At 42.0% G+C, this 15890-nt stretch carries 12 protein-coding genes and 1 tRNA gene; 8 read left to right on the top strand and 5 right to left on the bottom strand.

Going from position 1 to position 15890, the window contains the following annotated elements:
• Positions 1 to 298 precede the first annotated feature (298 nt).
• Entirely contained in the window at positions 299 to 1552 is a 1254-nt protein-coding gene (locus OO184_RS07275) for a dicarboxylate/amino acid:cation symporter (protein ID WP_265378601.1), read from the top strand.
• A 598-nt stretch (positions 1553 to 2150) separates the two neighbouring features.
• Here OO184_RS07275 and OO184_RS07270 read toward each other — a convergent pair.
• Positions 2151 to 2225 (bottom strand) — tRNA-Arg (locus tag OO184_RS07270).
• Positions 2226 to 2414: 189 nt separating this feature from the next.
• Between OO184_RS07270 and mlaA the strand changes: the two genes are divergently transcribed.
• Positions 2415 to 3170, top strand: coding sequence for a phospholipid-binding lipoprotein MlaA (mlaA, locus tag OO184_RS07265; protein ID WP_049584294.1), 756 nt, complete (start codon positions 2415 to 2417; stop codon positions 3168 to 3170).
• A 78-nt stretch (positions 3171 to 3248) separates the two neighbouring features.
• Here the strand turns inward: mlaA and fadL are convergent, their stop codons facing one another.
• The gene (fadL, locus tag OO184_RS07260) at positions 3249 to 4574 is read right to left on the bottom strand and encodes a long-chain fatty acid transporter FadL (RefSeq protein ID WP_049584295.1); all 1326 of its coding nucleotides are present in this window, start codon (positions 4572 to 4574) and stop codon (positions 3249 to 3251) included.
• 586 nt (positions 4575 to 5160) lie between these two features.
• On the opposite strand from fadL, the gene fadI reads away from it, so the two are divergent.
• The 3 genes from fadI to sixA all read left to right on the top strand — a co-directional run bounded on the left by fadI (position 5161) and on the right by sixA (position 9666).
• A complete protein-coding gene (fadI, locus tag OO184_RS07255; RefSeq protein ID WP_265378600.1) occupies positions 5161 to 6471 on the top strand; it encodes an acetyl-CoA C-acyltransferase FadI in 1311 nt (436 codons plus the stop codon).
• The gene (gene fadJ, locus OO184_RS07250; RefSeq protein WP_265378599.1) at positions 6471 to 8654 is read left to right on the top strand and encodes a fatty acid oxidation complex subunit alpha FadJ; all 2184 of its coding nucleotides are present in this window, start codon (positions 6471 to 6473) and stop codon (positions 8652 to 8654) included. Before fadI ends, fadJ begins: the two co-directional genes overlap by 1 nt.
• A gap of 529 nt (positions 8655 to 9183) precedes the next feature.
• Positions 9184 to 9666: a phosphohistidine phosphatase SixA gene (gene sixA, locus OO184_RS07245; protein WP_265378598.1), complete on the top strand. Its 483-nt coding sequence runs from the start codon at positions 9184 to 9186 to the stop codon at positions 9664 to 9666.
• Between the two features lie 145 nt (positions 9667 to 9811).
• On the opposite strand, the gene smrB is transcribed toward sixA, so the two are convergent.
• On the bottom strand, positions 9812 to 10345 hold the full coding sequence (smrB, locus tag OO184_RS07240; protein WP_088371019.1) for an endonuclease SmrB: 534 nt from the start codon (positions 10343 to 10345) through the stop codon (positions 9812 to 9814).
• Between the two features lie 364 nt (positions 10346 to 10709).
• Between smrB and hutI the strand changes: the two genes are divergently transcribed.
• The 3 genes from hutI to hutC all read left to right on the top strand — a co-directional run bounded on the left by hutI (position 10710) and on the right by hutC (position 13759).
• Positions 10710 to 11948 (top strand): imidazolonepropionase, encoded by a 1239-nt coding sequence (gene hutI / locus OO184_RS07235; RefSeq protein ID WP_265378597.1) that lies wholly within the window; start codon positions 10710 to 10712, stop codon positions 11946 to 11948.
• A gap of 17 nt (positions 11949 to 11965) precedes the next feature.
• Positions 11966 to 12922, top strand: coding sequence for a formimidoylglutamase (hutG, locus tag OO184_RS07230; protein WP_265378596.1), 957 nt, complete (start codon positions 11966 to 11968; stop codon positions 12920 to 12922).
• 105 nt (positions 12923 to 13027) lie between these two features.
• Positions 13028 to 13759, top strand: coding sequence for a histidine utilization transcriptional repressor HutC (gene hutC / locus OO184_RS07225; protein WP_265378595.1), 732 nt, complete (start codon positions 13028 to 13030; stop codon positions 13757 to 13759).
• An 11-nt stretch (positions 13760 to 13770) separates the two neighbouring features.
• Here hutC and OO184_RS07220 read toward each other — a convergent pair whose 3' ends face one another.
• Positions 13771 to 14412: an HAD family hydrolase gene (locus OO184_RS07220; RefSeq protein ID WP_265378594.1), complete on the bottom strand. Its 642-nt coding sequence runs from the start codon at positions 14410 to 14412 to the stop codon at positions 13771 to 13773.
• A gap of 114 nt (positions 14413 to 14526) precedes the next feature.
• Positions 14527 to 15801, bottom strand: coding sequence for an FAD-dependent oxidoreductase (locus OO184_RS07215; RefSeq protein WP_265378593.1), 1275 nt, complete (start codon positions 15799 to 15801; stop codon positions 14527 to 14529).
• Positions 15802 to 15890: the final 89 nt, after the last annotated feature.

Raw genomic sequence — 15890 nt, 5'->3', positions numbered from 1 at the left:
ATACTGAAAGGATTGAAAAACAAACGTTCTTCAAGTAAATAATATTTTTAAATGGAAAGGTTTAAATAACTTATGAGATGATTATTGGTTCAATCATCTTAGTGTGGTTCTTGATTGTGTGTTTATGTGATCTATATCTTAAAAAATTGTGTGTTAATTTTAACTTTTTGTGAAAAAATGATGAAAATTTACTTTATATTTTATTAAATAAAGGTATAAAGTACATTTAACAATAACAACACTGTTCTAATAAGAATAAATAGAGTCTGACTTATACTATGGATTAGGGAATTAAGAAGTGAAGAAAAATTTACTAAAGAGTCTTTATTTTCAAGTTTTGGTTGCAATAACCATCGGCATACTTTTGGGGCATTTCTACCCACAGCTTGGTGCAGAAATGAAGCCATTAGGTGATGGATTTGTTAAGTTAATCAAAATGGTTATTGCTCCTGTTATTTTCTGTACCGTTGTAACCGGCATCGCAGGTATGGAAAGTATGAAAGCTGTTGGTAAGACAGGCGCTATTGCACTGGTATATTTTGAAATAGTTAGCACCATTGCTTTGATTATTGGATTGATTGTCGTCAATGTTGTACAGCCTGGGGCAGGGATGAATATCGATCCCTCTACGTTAGATGTTAAAGCGGTATCCCTATATGCGGAGAAGGCTGCTGAACAAGGGATAGTAGCATTTTTACTTGATGTTATTCCGGCCAGTGTCATCGGGGCGTTTGCTAGTGGTAATATCTTGCAGGTCTTATTATTTGCTGTGTTATTTGGTTTTGCCCTTCATCGTTTAGGAGATAAAGGAAAACCAATCTTTAGTATCATTGATGGTTTTTCTCATGTTATTTTCGGCATTATTAATATGATAATGAGATTAGCGCCTTTAGGGGCTTTTGGCGCAATGGCATTTACCATCGGGAAATATGGTATTGGCACATTGGTGCAATTAGGGCAGCTAATAGTTTGCTTTTATATCACTTGTATTCTTTTTGTGGTATTTGTTTTGGGAACAATCGCAAAAGCCACAGGGTTTAGTATATTCCGGTTTATTAATTACATTAAAGAAGAACTGCTAATCGTATTGGGAACATCATCTTCTGAATCTGCATTACCTCGGATGCTGGATAAAATGGAGAAAGTGGGATGCCAGAAATCTGTTGTTGGATTGGTGATACCGACGGGATATTCCTTTAATTTAGATGGTACTTCTATTTACCTGACAATGGCTGCGGTATTTATTGCTCAGGCAACGAATACTCACATGGATATTGTGCATCAAATAACGCTATTAGTTGTATTGCTGTTATCTTCTAAAGGTGCCGCTGGTGTAACAGGTAGTGGATTTATTGTATTAGCTGCGACAATTTCTGCCGTTGGGCATTTACCATTAGCAGGGTTGGCATTAATCTTGGGAATAGATCGTTTTATGTCAGAAGCAAGAGCTTTAACAAATCTGATTGGCAATGGTGTTGCAACGATTGTAGTAGCGAAGCGTTGTCGTCAGCTTGATGAAGGCAAATTAAACGAAGTGCTAAGTGCCAAATAAGCAAAATCTTTAGATTTTTATCTATTCGATGACCAATTAATAAAATAATGCCGACCTTTGGTCGGCATTAATTCTAATCAATAATAGAGTACCGTGTAATTTGAAAAAGCTGACTATTTGAATGGATAGCATTTCTGTATTGTACTGATTATTGATATGTGCGATTTATTTCAGTTGAGATGTAGCGAAAGGTTTCAAAGAAATGGATAGGGCAACATAAGCAGGTTGGTGCCAATGTGGTCAATATTATCCCAATAGCGAAAAATTCAGCCTTGGATGTCACTGGAGTGTTTTTGCTGACTTCATAGAGACTAGCGATGCAAAAATGGTAGAAGGAAAGGCAGCAAAAGATAGGTACGAAAAACTACAGCAAATCTATCGTGATAAGGTCTGTGCAGAGAAAGAAAAAAAGTAAAAACTCGATTTTGAATGAAAGCGCTAGGTAAGGCGTTTATTTTTTGCATGGATAAGAGAACCAATTAATGATTGTATTTAGATTCCACTAAACGAAAACGGACTTGCTTAGACAAGCATTGAATTTATTTACATGATTTAATTGGAAAAATCTAAGTTCATTAACCTTGGTGGGATGTGCTTCTGGCGTCCCCTGCAGGAATCGAACCTGCAATTAGCCCTTAGGAGGGGCTTGTTATATCCATTTAACTAAGGGGACATAGCTTTATTATAACGGTTTTTTCTTCCTAAGATAAGGCGTTATAAACTGTTTGCCTATTTAGTGATCACTTAAATTGAGTACCATTCAAGTTAGATTGTCAGTAATATTCACATTATTGATGATTATCGGCGAGTCGTGCAACAAACTGATCTGCCGGATCTAGAAAGTTATTACTTGGAGAGATGTATGAAGTATCGTTTGGGCGGAATCGCTCTTACCGCCGCATTACTAGTGGGATGCGCTAATTCATCTGATACTGTTGAACAGGGGCGTTCAGACCCATTGGAAGGCTTTAACCGTACAATGTTCAACTTTAATTATGATGTTCTTGACCCTTATGTTTTACGTCCAGTCGCGGTAGCGTGGCGTGATTATGTGCCGATGCCTGCTCGAAACGGTTTGGGTAATTTTCTGAGTAATCTCGAAGAGCCGGCTAGTATGGTAAACAGTTTCTTGCGGGGTAACCCATATCAGGGAATGAAACATTTTAATCGTTTTTTCCTGAATACCATTTTGGGTATGGGAGGGCTGATTGATGTTGCAACGATGGCAAACCCCAAATTGGCAAAAGAAGAGCCAAAACGCTTTGGGAGTACTCTGGGCTATTATAAAGCGGGGTATGGTCCTTATGTTGTATTACCGGGTTATGGCAGTTTCACCCTACGTGATGAAGGGGGAAATTGGGCGGATATGACTTACCCAATGCTGAGTTATCTGACTATTTGGATGTCAGCCGGCAAGTGGGCATTTGAAGGAATTGAAACCCGTGCTCGTTTACTGGATTCTGATGGCTTGTTGAAGAACTCGTCAGATCCCTATTTGATGATGCGTGAGGCTTACTTCCAGAGCCATGATTTTATGGCAAGCGGCGGTAAACTGGAAGCCACGAAAAATCCAAATGCCGAAGCATTACAGGATGATTTAGATAGTATTGATGATTGATAACGCTTTATTTGGTTTTTAACTGCGTAGATAAAAAAGGATAGCAATGTCGCTATCCTTTTTTAGGGTGGAATGTTATTAGAATGCGTAGTTGAAGTTCACACCATACAGCCAAGCAGTACCTTTAGCTTCGAATTCATATGCGTAAGGCAATGCTTCAGACAATTTCTCTTTAACTGTGACTTTCTGACCGTGCATATATGAAACACCTACATCAACAGAAGCATCTTTGTTAAATGCGTAGGTTGCGCCAGCACTTAGCCAGAAACGATCTTGGTCCGGAATGGAAATAGAACGGTTTTCAGCCGGAATTGGGCTGTCATCAAAGGCGATACCTGTACGGAATGTCCAGTTGTCGTCGTGATAGTAAGTTGTACCTAAAGCAATACGGTAGGCATCTTTGAAGCCTTCATGTTTACTGAACAGGACGGAGCCGTCTTTATTTCTGGTCCCTTTCAATTCATTAAACTCACTCCAGCCTGTATACGCCAGGCTATAGTGGATAGCCCATTTAGGCGCTACGCGGTTATAACCGGAAATCTCCCAGATATCTGGCAAATTGAGATCCAATCTACCGCCAATGGTTTTGCCTCCAGTAGCAGGTAAATTCACTCCCGCTTTTTCCAGCATTTGACCTAGCGCAACAGGCACGTCATTTTTATAATCGCCGTCTTTAAACTTAACTTTAACTTTAGAACGGTAAGTCAGGCTGTAACGGTTATTTTCATCCACTTCATACATGATGCCTGCGTTCCAACCATAGCCCCAATCTTTGCCTGACAGATTAGCAACTTCATCAGTTGGTTTTATGAGACCTTTTGGTAATTTAGGGTGATATGACAGAGCGCCCGCATGACGGACGATTTCTGCATCCGCATAAACAGCGTTCAGTCCTAAACCAAAGCTGAAGTGATCATTCAGTTTATAAGCACCGCTTAAGTTGAAGTTCAACGTTGTCAGGTCAGTTTTACCGCCGATAGGGCCTGCTTCATAGTTATTGCTAAAATCCGTTGCCAGGCCGAAGTTGGTGGTGACCGAAGTACCAACAAACCATTGATCATCGATTGGCATAATGAAATGTATGTTAGGTATCCAAGCGGTAGGAGCAATATTTTTAGCGTTAGTACTTTTGCCTGTTACTGGGGATTTACCGGTAATATCAACATCTGGGTTGATATAGACGGCGCCAATAGAGAATGATGGGCGATCAAACAGTGTCATTGCTGCTGGGTTACGGCTTCCTACCGCTGCGTTATCAGCAACAACGCCTTCCCCGGAAAAAGCGCGGCCCAAAGCCGAAGTAGAAAATTCATTTAACTGGAAACCAGCAGCGCCAGCATTCGATGAAATTATTGCCACTGCAACCGCTAATGCTGAACGGGTGAACAGGTTTTTCTGGTTCATAACCAAAACCCTCTTGTTTATTATTTAACTATGCCACTTATCTTTAGCAAGGAGCGCAGGATTGTAGGATCGGTTTGTCTTGTTGACAAATCAGACCAGTCGTGAAGTATAGGTCTGACAACAGTTGATGTTGCAAGGATGTTTTTAAAATATTACCAAGTTGATATCAAAAACGCGACTCAGTTAACAAAAAAATGATTTTTGATATTAATAAAAACGTTTAAAAATGATTTTTTAAGATCAAATTTCGGCAGATAAATATCCTTTAAGAGGTAGTGAGAGTTTCTCGGTAGTATAAGAGGGATCAGATATTAGAATTCATTATGAATATTTTAGTAATGGAATTATGACTGGTGTAATAGACCGGTGTTGCAAAAAGCAGCTTGCGAACGTGTTCGAATAAGTATTGAAACCATTTAGCCATTAAATAAATTAAAGTTGCGCTTCCTCTCATTTTTGGTTTATTCAGGTTTGCTATTTATAAACATTACGCTAACAATGATCTATCAGGTCAGACCTGTCCAGATTGGTTGAAAAGTTTTTTCAGTAATTTGATTCAGTTAACGATAATCTTTCAGGAGCCGTTATGAGTCGTCCTTTAACAAAAGTGACACAGCAAGGTGATCGTATCGCCATTGTCAGCGGGCTACGCATTCCATTTGCTAAACAGGCAACATCGTATCACGGCATACCGGCTGTGGATTTGGGTAAATCAGTCGTCAGCGAACTTGTGACTAGGAGTGGTTTACTCCCTGAAAAGATTGACCAATTGGTGTTTGGGCAAGTGGTGCAAATGCCGGAAGCGCCAAATATTGCTCGTGAAATCGTTCTTGGTACTGGGTTAAGTGTGAGTACTGATGCTTACAGTGTCTCCCGTGCATGCGCCACCAGTTTTCAGGCGATTGCCAATGTGGCTGAAAGCATTATGGCTGGCACGGTGAATATCGGGATTGCTGGCGGAGCCGATACTTCGTCTGTATTGCCGATTGGCGTGACTAAATCCCTGGCTCGTACTTTGGTGGATATGAATAAGGCTAAAACGTTATCGCAACGCCTTAAGTTACTTAGCCGCCTTAAATTTCGCGATTTATTGCCTGTATCTCCGGCGGTAGCGGAATATTCGACAGGTCTGCGGATGGGAGATACCGCGGAACAGATGGCGAAGACTTACCGTATCAGTCGAGAAGATCAGGATGCATTAGCACACCGCTCCCATATTCTGGCTGCGAAAGCTTGGGAGCAGGGATTGTTGGTTGATGAAGTCATGACAGCTCACTTCCCACCGTACCGTGAAGCATTGCTTGAAGATAATAATATTCGTAAAAATTCTGTGCTGACCTCTTATGCGAAGCTGCGTCCGGCATTTGACCGTAAGTACGGAACGGTCACTGCTGCAAACAGTACACCGCTGACGGATGGCGCAGCGGCAGTTATATTGATGCGTGAATCAGTGGCTAAGGCATTGGGGGCAAAACCGCTTGGTTATCTGCGTAGTTATGCATTCTCAGCCATTGATGTCTGGCAAGATATGTTATTAGGGCCGTCATACGCTACGCCAATAGCGCTTGATCGTGCAGGTATTACACTGAAAGATCTGACTTTAATCGATATGCATGAAGCTTTTGCCGCTCAGACACTGGCAAACTTGAAAATGTTTGCCAGTGATGAATTTGCTCGTAATAAATTAGGGCGTGCTCAGGCGATTGGTGAAGTCGATATGGACAAATTTAATGTCTTAGGCGGTTCAATCGCTTATGGGCACCCATTCGCAGCGACAGGAGCTCGTATGGTGACGCAAGTATTGAATGAGTTGCGTCGTCGTGGCGGTGGGCTTGGGTTGACAACCGCTTGTGCTGCTGGCGGGTTGGGCACAGCTATGGTATTGGAGGTGGAATAATGACTCAGGCTCAACATGATGCTGCACCCATCACGATGGATACAAACCAAACTGCTTCTGTCTTCAGTTTTAATGTCAGGCCAGATAAGATCGGCGTTATCACCATTAATGTGCCGGGAGAAAAGGTAAATACGCTGAAAGCAGAATTTGTTGATCAGTTTCTGAATGTTTTCAAACAAGCTCAGCAATCTTCTGGTCTTAAAGGATTAATATTGATTTCCGGTAAGCCGGATACGTTTATTGCCGGTGCTGATATTTCTATGATTGCCGGATGTAAGACCAAAGAAGATGCGCGAGATTTGGCTGAAAAGGGGCAGAAACTCTTTTCTCAGATAGCTAATTACCCCTTGCCTGTCGTAGCAGCAATTCATGGCGCTTGTTTGGGGGGAGGTTTGGAACTGGCGCTTGCATGTCATTGGCGTGTATGTTCACTGGATGATAAGACTCGTCTTGGATTACCTGAAGTTCAACTTGGGTTATTACCCGGTTCCGGTGGTACTCAGCGGTTGCCAAGGCTTATTGGCGTCAGTTCAGCGTTGGATATCATTCTGACTGGTAAACAGCTACGGGCGAAACAGGCATTACGGCTCGGATTGGTGGATGATGCTGTGCCGTTGGATATTCTGCTGGATATTGCTATCGAAAAAGTCAAAAAGGGTATTCCTATTCGTAAACCTTTGCCGTGGCAACAACGATTATTAGTTGGCCCCTTAGGAAGATACTTTTTGTTTAATATCGTTCGTAAAAAGACGCTGGCGAAAACTCGTGGGCATTATCCTGCACCTGAACGAATTATTGATGTTGTCAAAGAAGGTGTTGAAAAAGGCATGAGTCAGGGTTTACAGGCTGAGGCGGTAGCATTTGGTGAACTGGCAATGACTCGGGAATCTGCCGCTTTACGTAATCTGTTTTTTGCTGCAACTTCGTTGAAGAGTGAAACGGGTTCATCAGAGAAACCGGCGGAAATTAAGCGTGTTGGTGTGTTAGGTGGTGGCCTGATGGGCGGAGGCGTTGCGAATGTAACAGCCACCCGTGGCAAACTACCGGTACGGATTAAAGATATTAACGAGAAGGGCATTAGTCAGGTACTGAAATATACTTGGGATTTGTTGTCCAAACGGGTGAAGCAAAAACGACTACGCCCGGCAGAGCGTGCTCAACAAATGATGCTGATTTCAGGAACGACGGATTATCATGGTTTCGGGCAAACCGATATTGTTGTTGAAGCAGTGTTTGAGGATTTGCCATTGAAACAGCAAATGGTGGCAGAAATTGAAAAAAATGCTAAACCAGAAACCATATTTGCATCTAATACGTCTTCACTACCTATCCATCAGATTGCTGAAAAAGCCCAACGACCAGAGCAGGTGATTGGTCTGCATTATTTTAGTCCAGTGGATAAGATGCCGCTGGTGGAAGTGATTCCACATCAAGGGACCAGTGAGAAAACGATTGCTACAGCAGTTGCTTTGGCGAAGAAACAGGGTAAGACTGCTATCGTGGTTGGTGATAAAGCCGGATTTTATGTAAACCGGATTCTTGTCCCTTATATTAGTGAGGCCGCGCATTGTCTGGTAGCAGGAGAGCCCATTGATCATATAGACAAAGCTCTGGTTAATTTTGGTTTCCCGGTCGGGCCGATTAATTTATTAGATGAAGTGGGCATTGATGTTGGCACCAAAATCATGCCGATTCTGGTGGAACAACTAGGTCCGCGTTTTGCCGCTCCTGAATCTCTCGATGCTGTACTGAAAGATGGTCGTAAGGGTAGGAAAAATGGCCGTGGTTTCTATTTATATGCATCAGAGTCCAGAAAATTTTGGCAGTTTGGCAAGAAAGGCAAAAAAGTTGATAGTTCAATTTATACTTTGCTGAATATAACACCTGAGTCGCATATGCTCTCGTCAGAAATAGCTCAACGCTGTGTGATGCTAATGCTTAATGAAGCTGTTCGTTGTTTGGATGAAGGCATTATCAGAAGTCCACGTGATGGTGATATTGGGGCAGTATTCGGCATTGGTTTTCCGCCATTCTTTGGTGGCCCATTCCGTTATATTGATAGCCTTGGTTGTGCCAGAGTAGTGGAGATTCTGCGTAGGCTGGAAAATCAGTATGGCGATAGATTCGTACCTTGTGAGTGTTTAGTGAAAATGGCTGAACAGAATAAAAGTTTTTATTCATAGTGGCCTATACTGCATTGATGAAAAAATGAATTCCGGTGTCGTTGAGGCACCGGAAGTGTATTGAGTGTTTTTGAATAAAAAGGATCTCTTTATATACCCAATGGATTTCAAGATGCATCGCGACGGCAAAGGAGCGAATCCCCGGGAGCATAGATAACGATGTGACCGGGGTGAGTGAGTGCAGCCAACAAAGAAGCAACTTGAAAGATAACGGATATAGATTCAAGCAACATCCATTGGGTTGTCGTCCAACCATTTTATTTGTTTTTGTTTTGAGTAGAATGCTTGTTCACCCTGTCTGAAATGTTTTTTGTAGAGACAATTTTTATTGTATACCCTATGGATTTCAAGATGCATCGCGACGGCAAGGGAGCGAATCCCCGGGAGCATAGAGAACTATGTGACTGGGGTGAGTGAGCGCAGCCAACAAAGAGGCAACTTGAAAGATGACGGGTATATAACTCAGACTGAGATTACTGATATTTATTAGCAGTAGGATAACTGTACTTACTCACTCATACGGTGGACTATGCAAATTTTTATTATGCGTCATGGTGACGCGGCTTTAGATGCAATTAGCGATGCTGCCCGGCAACTCACTCCTCGTGGTTGTGATGAATCGCAAAAAATGGCTTGTTGGTTAGCACAGCAAAAGCATCAGATTGATCTCGTGTTGGTAAGTCCTTATATCCGCGCTGAACAGACGTTACAGATTGTTCGTAAATCCTTATCTTTACCGGATAGTGAAGAAGTGTTGTCGGGGTTAACGCCATCAGGTGATGCTGCCACGGTAAGCAGTTATCTCCAGTTTCTTGCTGAGCAAGGTCATAATGCTGTTTTGATTGTCTCTCACTTACCGTTAGTCAGTTATTTAGTTGCTGAGTTATGCCCGGTAGAAACACCGCCAATGTTTGCAACTTCTGCAATGATATGTGTGGATTTAAACAGCCAGACTGGCAAAGGTACTCTTGTCTGGCAGGTCAGTCCGTCTCAATTGGCAGAAAAAGCCTAATAATTCAGCGACATATACCCTATGGATTTCAAGATGCATCGCGACGGCAAGGGAGCGAATCCCCGGGAACATAGAGAACTATGTGACTGGGGTGAGTGAGTGCAGCCAACAAAGAGGCAACTTGAAAGATAACGGGTATATAGGCTCAAGGCTCATCAAGTTCGATAAGCATCAATAGCGCGGCGTTACCTCCCCATTCCTTTGGCGCTTGATGGAAGGCTATGATATCTGGGTGTTGAGCTAACCACAGAGGCGTTTGCTGTTTGAGAATGCGTTTCCCGTGACCGTGCATGATGCAGGCACAATAGACATGTTCACGACGGCAAGCAGCTATCAATGCCCCAATTTCCTGTTTGGCTTGCATTTGAGTTAATCCGTGTAAATCAAGGAACAATTCGGGTGAATAATCGCCTCGGCGTAATTTCTTCAATTCGTAATGGTTTGTGTCTTCCCTTACATAGCGAGTAGGGCCTTCGGTATCAAGGTTAGGCTGAAATTCATCAGAAAAATAGTAGCTGGCATCGATTTGCTCTTGCTGAATTCGTTCAGGGGCAATATAGCTGGTTTTTTTTCTTCTGGAAGAATGTAAGACGGTATCCTGGTTGATGCGTTTGGTGCCTGCTACCGATTGTTGAAATAAGCTAATTTCTTCCTCATCCAAGGAGTATTTATTTTTCATCATTTTTCAGTTAATTAAACCATTTTGTGACAAGTGTACTGCATCTTTTTAACGATTAAACCTGATTATATTTAATGAAACCTGATTTTACAGAGTTTGTGGTTTAAAAATGCTGATTAAGAAGGTATATCCACAGGTAGTCAATAAAATAGTTTGACAATGACCATCGGTTGGAAAATAAATGTATATACAACTAAAAACCTGATTTATACCCTATGGATTCCAAAGTGCATCGCGACGGCAAAGGAGCGAATCTCCGGCAGCATAGATAACTATGTGACCGGGGTGAGCGGGCGCAGCCAACAAAGAAGCAACTTGAAAGATGACGGGTATATCAGATACAGACCAATACAGGATGCTGATCATGGCAATAGAACTGCGTGATACTGATATCATCTGGCGTAATGCAAGACTGGCAACAATGGACCCTACTGTTAATGCGGCTTATGGATTATTAAAAGAGCATGATCTGCTGGTGCGTGATGACAAAATTTTAGCTATTTTGCCCACGGCAACATTACAGACGAGTCGTTGTCAGGTAATTGATGTCCAACAACGCTTGATTACCCCTGGTTTAATCGATTGTCACACCCATTTAGTATTTGGTGGTAACCGGGCTTATGAATGGGAGCAGCGTTTAAATGGTATGTCCTATGCTGAACTCAGCGCTCAAGGAGGGGGAATTAATGCGACAGTTTCTGCAACTCGGGCCAGTTCTCATCAACAACTTGGACATGCTGCACAGCAGCGTCTTGCTGCATTTATGGCCGAAGGTGTAACCACTATTGAGATTAAATCGGGTTATGGATTAAATCTGGAAAATGAAGAAAAATTGCTACAAGTTGCGCAGAACTTAGCGCGACATAATCCGATAGAAATCAGTCCCACATTGCTCGCTGCTCATACTTGTCCACCTGAATATAAGCATAATCCTGACGCTTATATGGATCTGATTTGCGAAAATATCCTGCCACAACTCTGGCAAAAAGGGCTGTTCGAGGCAGTAGATGTTTTTTGTGAAAGCGTAGGATTTAACTTGGCACAAACTGAGCGGCTCTTTCAGAAAGCACAACATTGGAACATTCCAGTAAAAGGTCATGTAGAGCAATTATCTCATTTAGGCGGAAGTGAACTGGTCGCTCGCTATCATGGTCTTTCTGTGGATCATATTGAATATTTAGATCAGGCGGGAGTTGAGGCGCTCAGCCATAGTGGTACGGTAGCTGTTTTGCTTCCTGGCGCGTTCTATTTTTTGCAGGAAACACAACGCCCACCTATTGATTTATTGCGGCAATTTAATGTGCCGATAGCCGTATCTACCGATTTTAATCCTGGAACCAGCCCATTTGCCTCTTTGCGAATGGTCATGAATATGGCATGTGTCCAATTTGGATTGACTCCTGAAGAAGTATGGTTAGGTGTAACCCGGCATGCGGCTCGTGCATTGGGCAGAGAACAGAGTCACGGACAGTTGCGAGCGGGCGCTTATGCCGATTTTGTTGTCTGGGATGCAGAAAATCCCGTTGATATTTTCTATGAATTAGGTCATAACCCTTTGAATAGCAGAGTGTTTCGTGGCGTTATAACTCATTCCAGCATATAACAGATAAGGAGCAGTAAATGAATTTATGGCATGCTACTTCGCCGACGATTTGGCAAGGGCGAAATGATTTGTCAGAAGCGGATAATGCACTACGGCTTTTTCAAACAGTTAAACTATCTCCGTATTTTACGCCGGAAGAATTTTCTCACTATATCGCGTTATTAGGATTTGAATGTGATGAAGGGGTAAAACGCAATCAGGGTAGGCCGGGCGCCAATCAAGGCCCTGATTATTTGCGGCAGTCGTTGGCAAATATGGCGAGTCATAAAGGGCATGATCGATTGGTGGACTTGGGAAGTATTCGTGCTAATCCCAATCAATTGAGTGAAGCGCAACAAGCCTTATCTGATGCCGTTACTCAATGTCAACGTCAGAATGTACGTACCTTGGTGCTTGGGGGAGGACATGAAACAGCTTTTGCTCATGGGGTTGGAATTTATGATGCTTTTCCACATCAGCGTGTTGGTATTATTAACTTTGATGCTCATCTCGATTTACGGCGGTCGCCGCAGCCCACTTCTGGCACACCATTTCGTCAACTTGCTGAATATTGTCAGCAACACCAACGCCTGTTTCACTATACTTGCATTGGCGCAAGTTTGGCATCTAATACGCAGGCATTGGTGGATGAAGCAAACCGCTTGAATGCCGCGATTATCTGGGACGATCAATGTCGTGAAACTATGCTGGACAAGGTACAACAGCAGATACAAGATATACTCCAGCAAGTTGATTTGATTTACATGACAATCGATTTGGATGTATTACCTGCTTATCAGATGCCGGCAGTCTCTGCGCCAGCCGCATTGGGGGTGCCATTGGAACGTCTTCTGCAATTAATTCAGCCAATTTGTCAGAGCGGTAAACTACAGGCGGCTGATTTGGTTGAGCTTAATCCAATATTTGATATACAAGGCATAGGTGGAAAAGCCGCAGCACGTATTGCTTGGCAATTAGCACATTGGTGGTATTGATTATCTAAGATAACAATACTATTGTGTTTTTTATTTTGGCGAATATAGCCTGATAAAGTGAGTGTAATTAATCACTTAACATTTTTACAGCATAAGGAATTTATTGTGACGACCCACTTATCAGGATTATTTGCCAAACCTGCTCCTCTGTATGCCAGAGTGAAACAATCCATCATTGAAAAAATCTACACTGGTGAATGGAAATCAAATGATCGTGTCCCTTCTGAAGCTGAACTAGTTAAACAGTTTAACTGTAGCCGTATGACTGCCAATCGTGCGTTGCGTGAGTTAACTGCTGAAGGGTTATTAGTGCGGCTGCAAGGCGTAGGATCATTTGTTGCTGAACCGAAGGGGCAATCTGCGTTGTTCGAAATTCACAGCATTGCTGATGAGATTTCAGCTCGTTCTCATCAGCATTGCTGTAAAATATTAAAATTATCCGAGCTGAATGCGGATGTGAAACAGGCTGCTGAATTGGACATTATTGCTGGTACGCCGATTTACCATTCAGTTATTGTCCACTATGAAAACGATGTTCCTGTTCAGATAGAAGATCGTTATGTCAATGCTCAAGCGGTTCCTGGCTATTTGCAACAGGATTTTACTAAACTTACGCCGCACGATTATTTGTCAATGATTGCACCACTAACGGAAGGTGAACACATTGTAGAAGCTATTGCTGGCGATCCTCGATCTTGTAAGTTGCTGCAAATTGAGTCGGGTGCTCCTTGTTTATTAATTAGTCGCCGAACTTGGTCGACTCATTACACCGTTTCCAGTGCCAGGCTGTTATTTCCCGGTAATCGCTATAAATTAAAAGGACGTTTCAGCTCATAGTGATATGTCTATTATTCACAACTGAGCTTTTTCCGTATCAGCTGATAGGGTTGCCGTAGATCATTGCCTTCATAATGGATTAATGCGATTTCCTGTATTTTATCCGTCCCATTTATGGCAACCGTATTGGTAAGAGCATTAAATAAGGGGATGTCAGAGTCAGAATCACCATAGGCGACACATTTTTCCAAATCTAGCCCATATTCTTGCACATATTTTTTTACTATCTGTAATTTACTTTCCGGCGTTAATATCTGCTCTGGATCAACGGGTTCACGAAAAGGTAAAGCAGGGAAATGTGATGCAATAACAATATCAGCCCCAAATTTTCTCAAATGTTGGGCGAAGAAATCTGGTGAGAGGGTAATGACCATAGATATTTCATCTTTAGTTCTGATATCGTCAAAAACTTCTTTTATTCCCTCAATCCACGGTGAGGCATAAAAAACTTTAGTAACGTCAGCGTACTGTAAATTTGACCATAGAAGTTGTAGTTCAGCGGCAAACTTTTTGGTATCTATGTCTCCTTGAGCAAATTGTTTTTCCAACAAGTGAAGTTCTGTCAGACAATTCATTGTGCGGGCAATTTCCAGACTTGCTGTGGTTCCTCTGAGAAGAGTGCCGTCCATATCAAAAATATGTAATATTTTCATAATAAACCTAAATTAATTTTTTCATTATCGGGATAGGGTAGATTTGTTTGTTATGGTAAACATATAGGGATTACCTATATTAGTAATCCCCCGCTTATTCAGCTAGCCTACGGATTAGGTGGCCTCTACTGCCAAGGTTTTAAGAACCGCTGAAGCGGCATAGTGACCACTAATCATTGCAGCAACAATGCCTCTGAAAATTCCACAAGCATCGCCTGCAACCCATACAGGATAAGAGGAAGTTTCCAGGCTTAAATCGCCGTCAAGACTGGGGTACCAACCAACACCTTCCAATGTGGGACCGACGATATGTGTATTTTCGTGATTGATTTCAGGAAATTTTTTAATGATATTACGCAACCCTTGCAACATTTTATCGAACAGCTCTTCGCCATAAATAGAGACAAGTTGTGTAATTATGTGAGCATTTCCGGTTAATACATCTTGTATTTTGATTCTAAAATAGGAATCCTTTTGCTTCATGGCGGAAATAACGTTATTGAGCGTTCGGTCCGCGATATCTTCATCAAGAATACGTGTATTAAACCCAACGTTAGATCGCCCTGTAGAGGGGCCGTCAGAATGACCGGAGACAGTCCATAAATCTTGGGTTTTTGTTAATACTGTTTCGCCATTTCGGCAAGCACAGAAAGTGCGCCATTCAATAGCGCCATCATCCGACTGAAGCTTTAATTTCGGGTCAAGTTGTTTCATATTTTTAAAAAATGCCACATCTTTTTGCTGTTCAATGCGGAACCCGACTTCCAATCGATTGAAGGATTGTTTTTCAACCAGATTAGCAATCTCTAATGGACCAAATCTTCCACTAGCCAAAATGATTCGTCGGCATTCAATTTGGTAAGTGTTAGCATTTTTGTCTCTTAAATTCATAATCAGAGAATCTTTTTTTCTGATGTATTTATAAGATAGGAATTTCGTTTGTGTGATGATATCTGCATCTGCCGTTTGCACCATATCTTCAACAAGATTAATTCTATCTTCAAGAGACATATAATTAGAGGGATAATCTTTTAATACCCATTCCCCGGAACCCACTGTAAAGTCTTTGGGATTTGTGGGAAATGGTGGCGTATCCAGACCATATGTATTTAGCGTGGTGCATGTCCATTCATAAGCTTGTCGTAATTCCAGTTCATTTGGTAACTCCCAAAGTGCGCTGGCAGAAGGAAAAAATGAGAATTTTCCATCAGAAAACAGCCCTGCGCCACCATGTCCCTCGGTTATCTCAATGAGATTATCTTTATCACGTTCGTGAATAGCTTTGCCATTATCGATTAGTACGACTCGTAAACCTTTTCCTTTCAATTTCTGTACCGCAGCTAAACCTGCTGGTCCAGCGCCAATAATAGCGACATCATATACAGACATTTCTCTCCTCCCTTCTTTAGTCAGAATCAATGTTCTTGGGAACATTTTTTATGAGTTGAGCATTGAATTATTTGTTCGGTTTTACGGAG

The organism is Photorhabdus aballayi (assembly GCF_026153155.1).
GTDB lineage: Bacteria > Pseudomonadota > Gammaproteobacteria > Enterobacterales > Enterobacteriaceae > Photorhabdus > Photorhabdus luminescens.
This window is presented reverse-complemented; position numbering and strand designations above follow the sequence as displayed.

Excerpts from the sequence above, each read along its gene's own strand:
- OO184_RS07220 (WP_265378594.1), bottom strand. The coding sequence starts at position 14,412 with ATGAAAATATTACATATTTTTGATATGGACGGCACTCTTCTCAGAGGA.
- fadI (WP_265378600.1), top strand. The coding sequence starts at position 5,161 with ATGAGTCGTCCTTTAACAAAAGTGACACAGCAAGGTGATCGTATCGCC.
- fadJ (WP_265378599.1), top strand. The coding sequence starts at position 6,471 with ATGACTCAGGCTCAACATGATGCTGCACCCATCACGATGGATACAAAC.
- sixA (WP_265378598.1), top strand. The coding sequence starts at position 9,184 with ATGCAAATTTTTATTATGCGTCATGGTGACGCGGCTTTAGATGCAATT.
- mlaA (WP_049584294.1), top strand. The coding sequence starts at position 2,415 with ATGAAGTATCGTTTGGGCGGAATCGCTCTTACCGCCGCATTACTAGTG.
- fadL (WP_049584295.1), bottom strand. The coding sequence starts at position 4,574 with ATGAACCAGAAAAACCTGTTCACCCGTTCAGCATTAGCGGTTGCAGTG.
- OO184_RS07215 (WP_265378593.1), bottom strand. The coding sequence starts at position 15,801 with ATGTCTGTATATGATGTCGCTATTATTGGCGCTGGACCAGCAGGTTTA.
- smrB (WP_088371019.1), bottom strand. The coding sequence starts at position 10,345 with ATGAAAAATAAATACTCCTTGGATGAGGAAGAAATTAGCTTATTTCAA.
- hutI (WP_265378597.1), top strand. The coding sequence starts at position 10,710 with ATGGCAATAGAACTGCGTGATACTGATATCATCTGGCGTAATGCAAGA.
- hutG (WP_265378596.1), top strand. The coding sequence starts at position 11,966 with ATGAATTTATGGCATGCTACTTCGCCGACGATTTGGCAAGGGCGAAAT.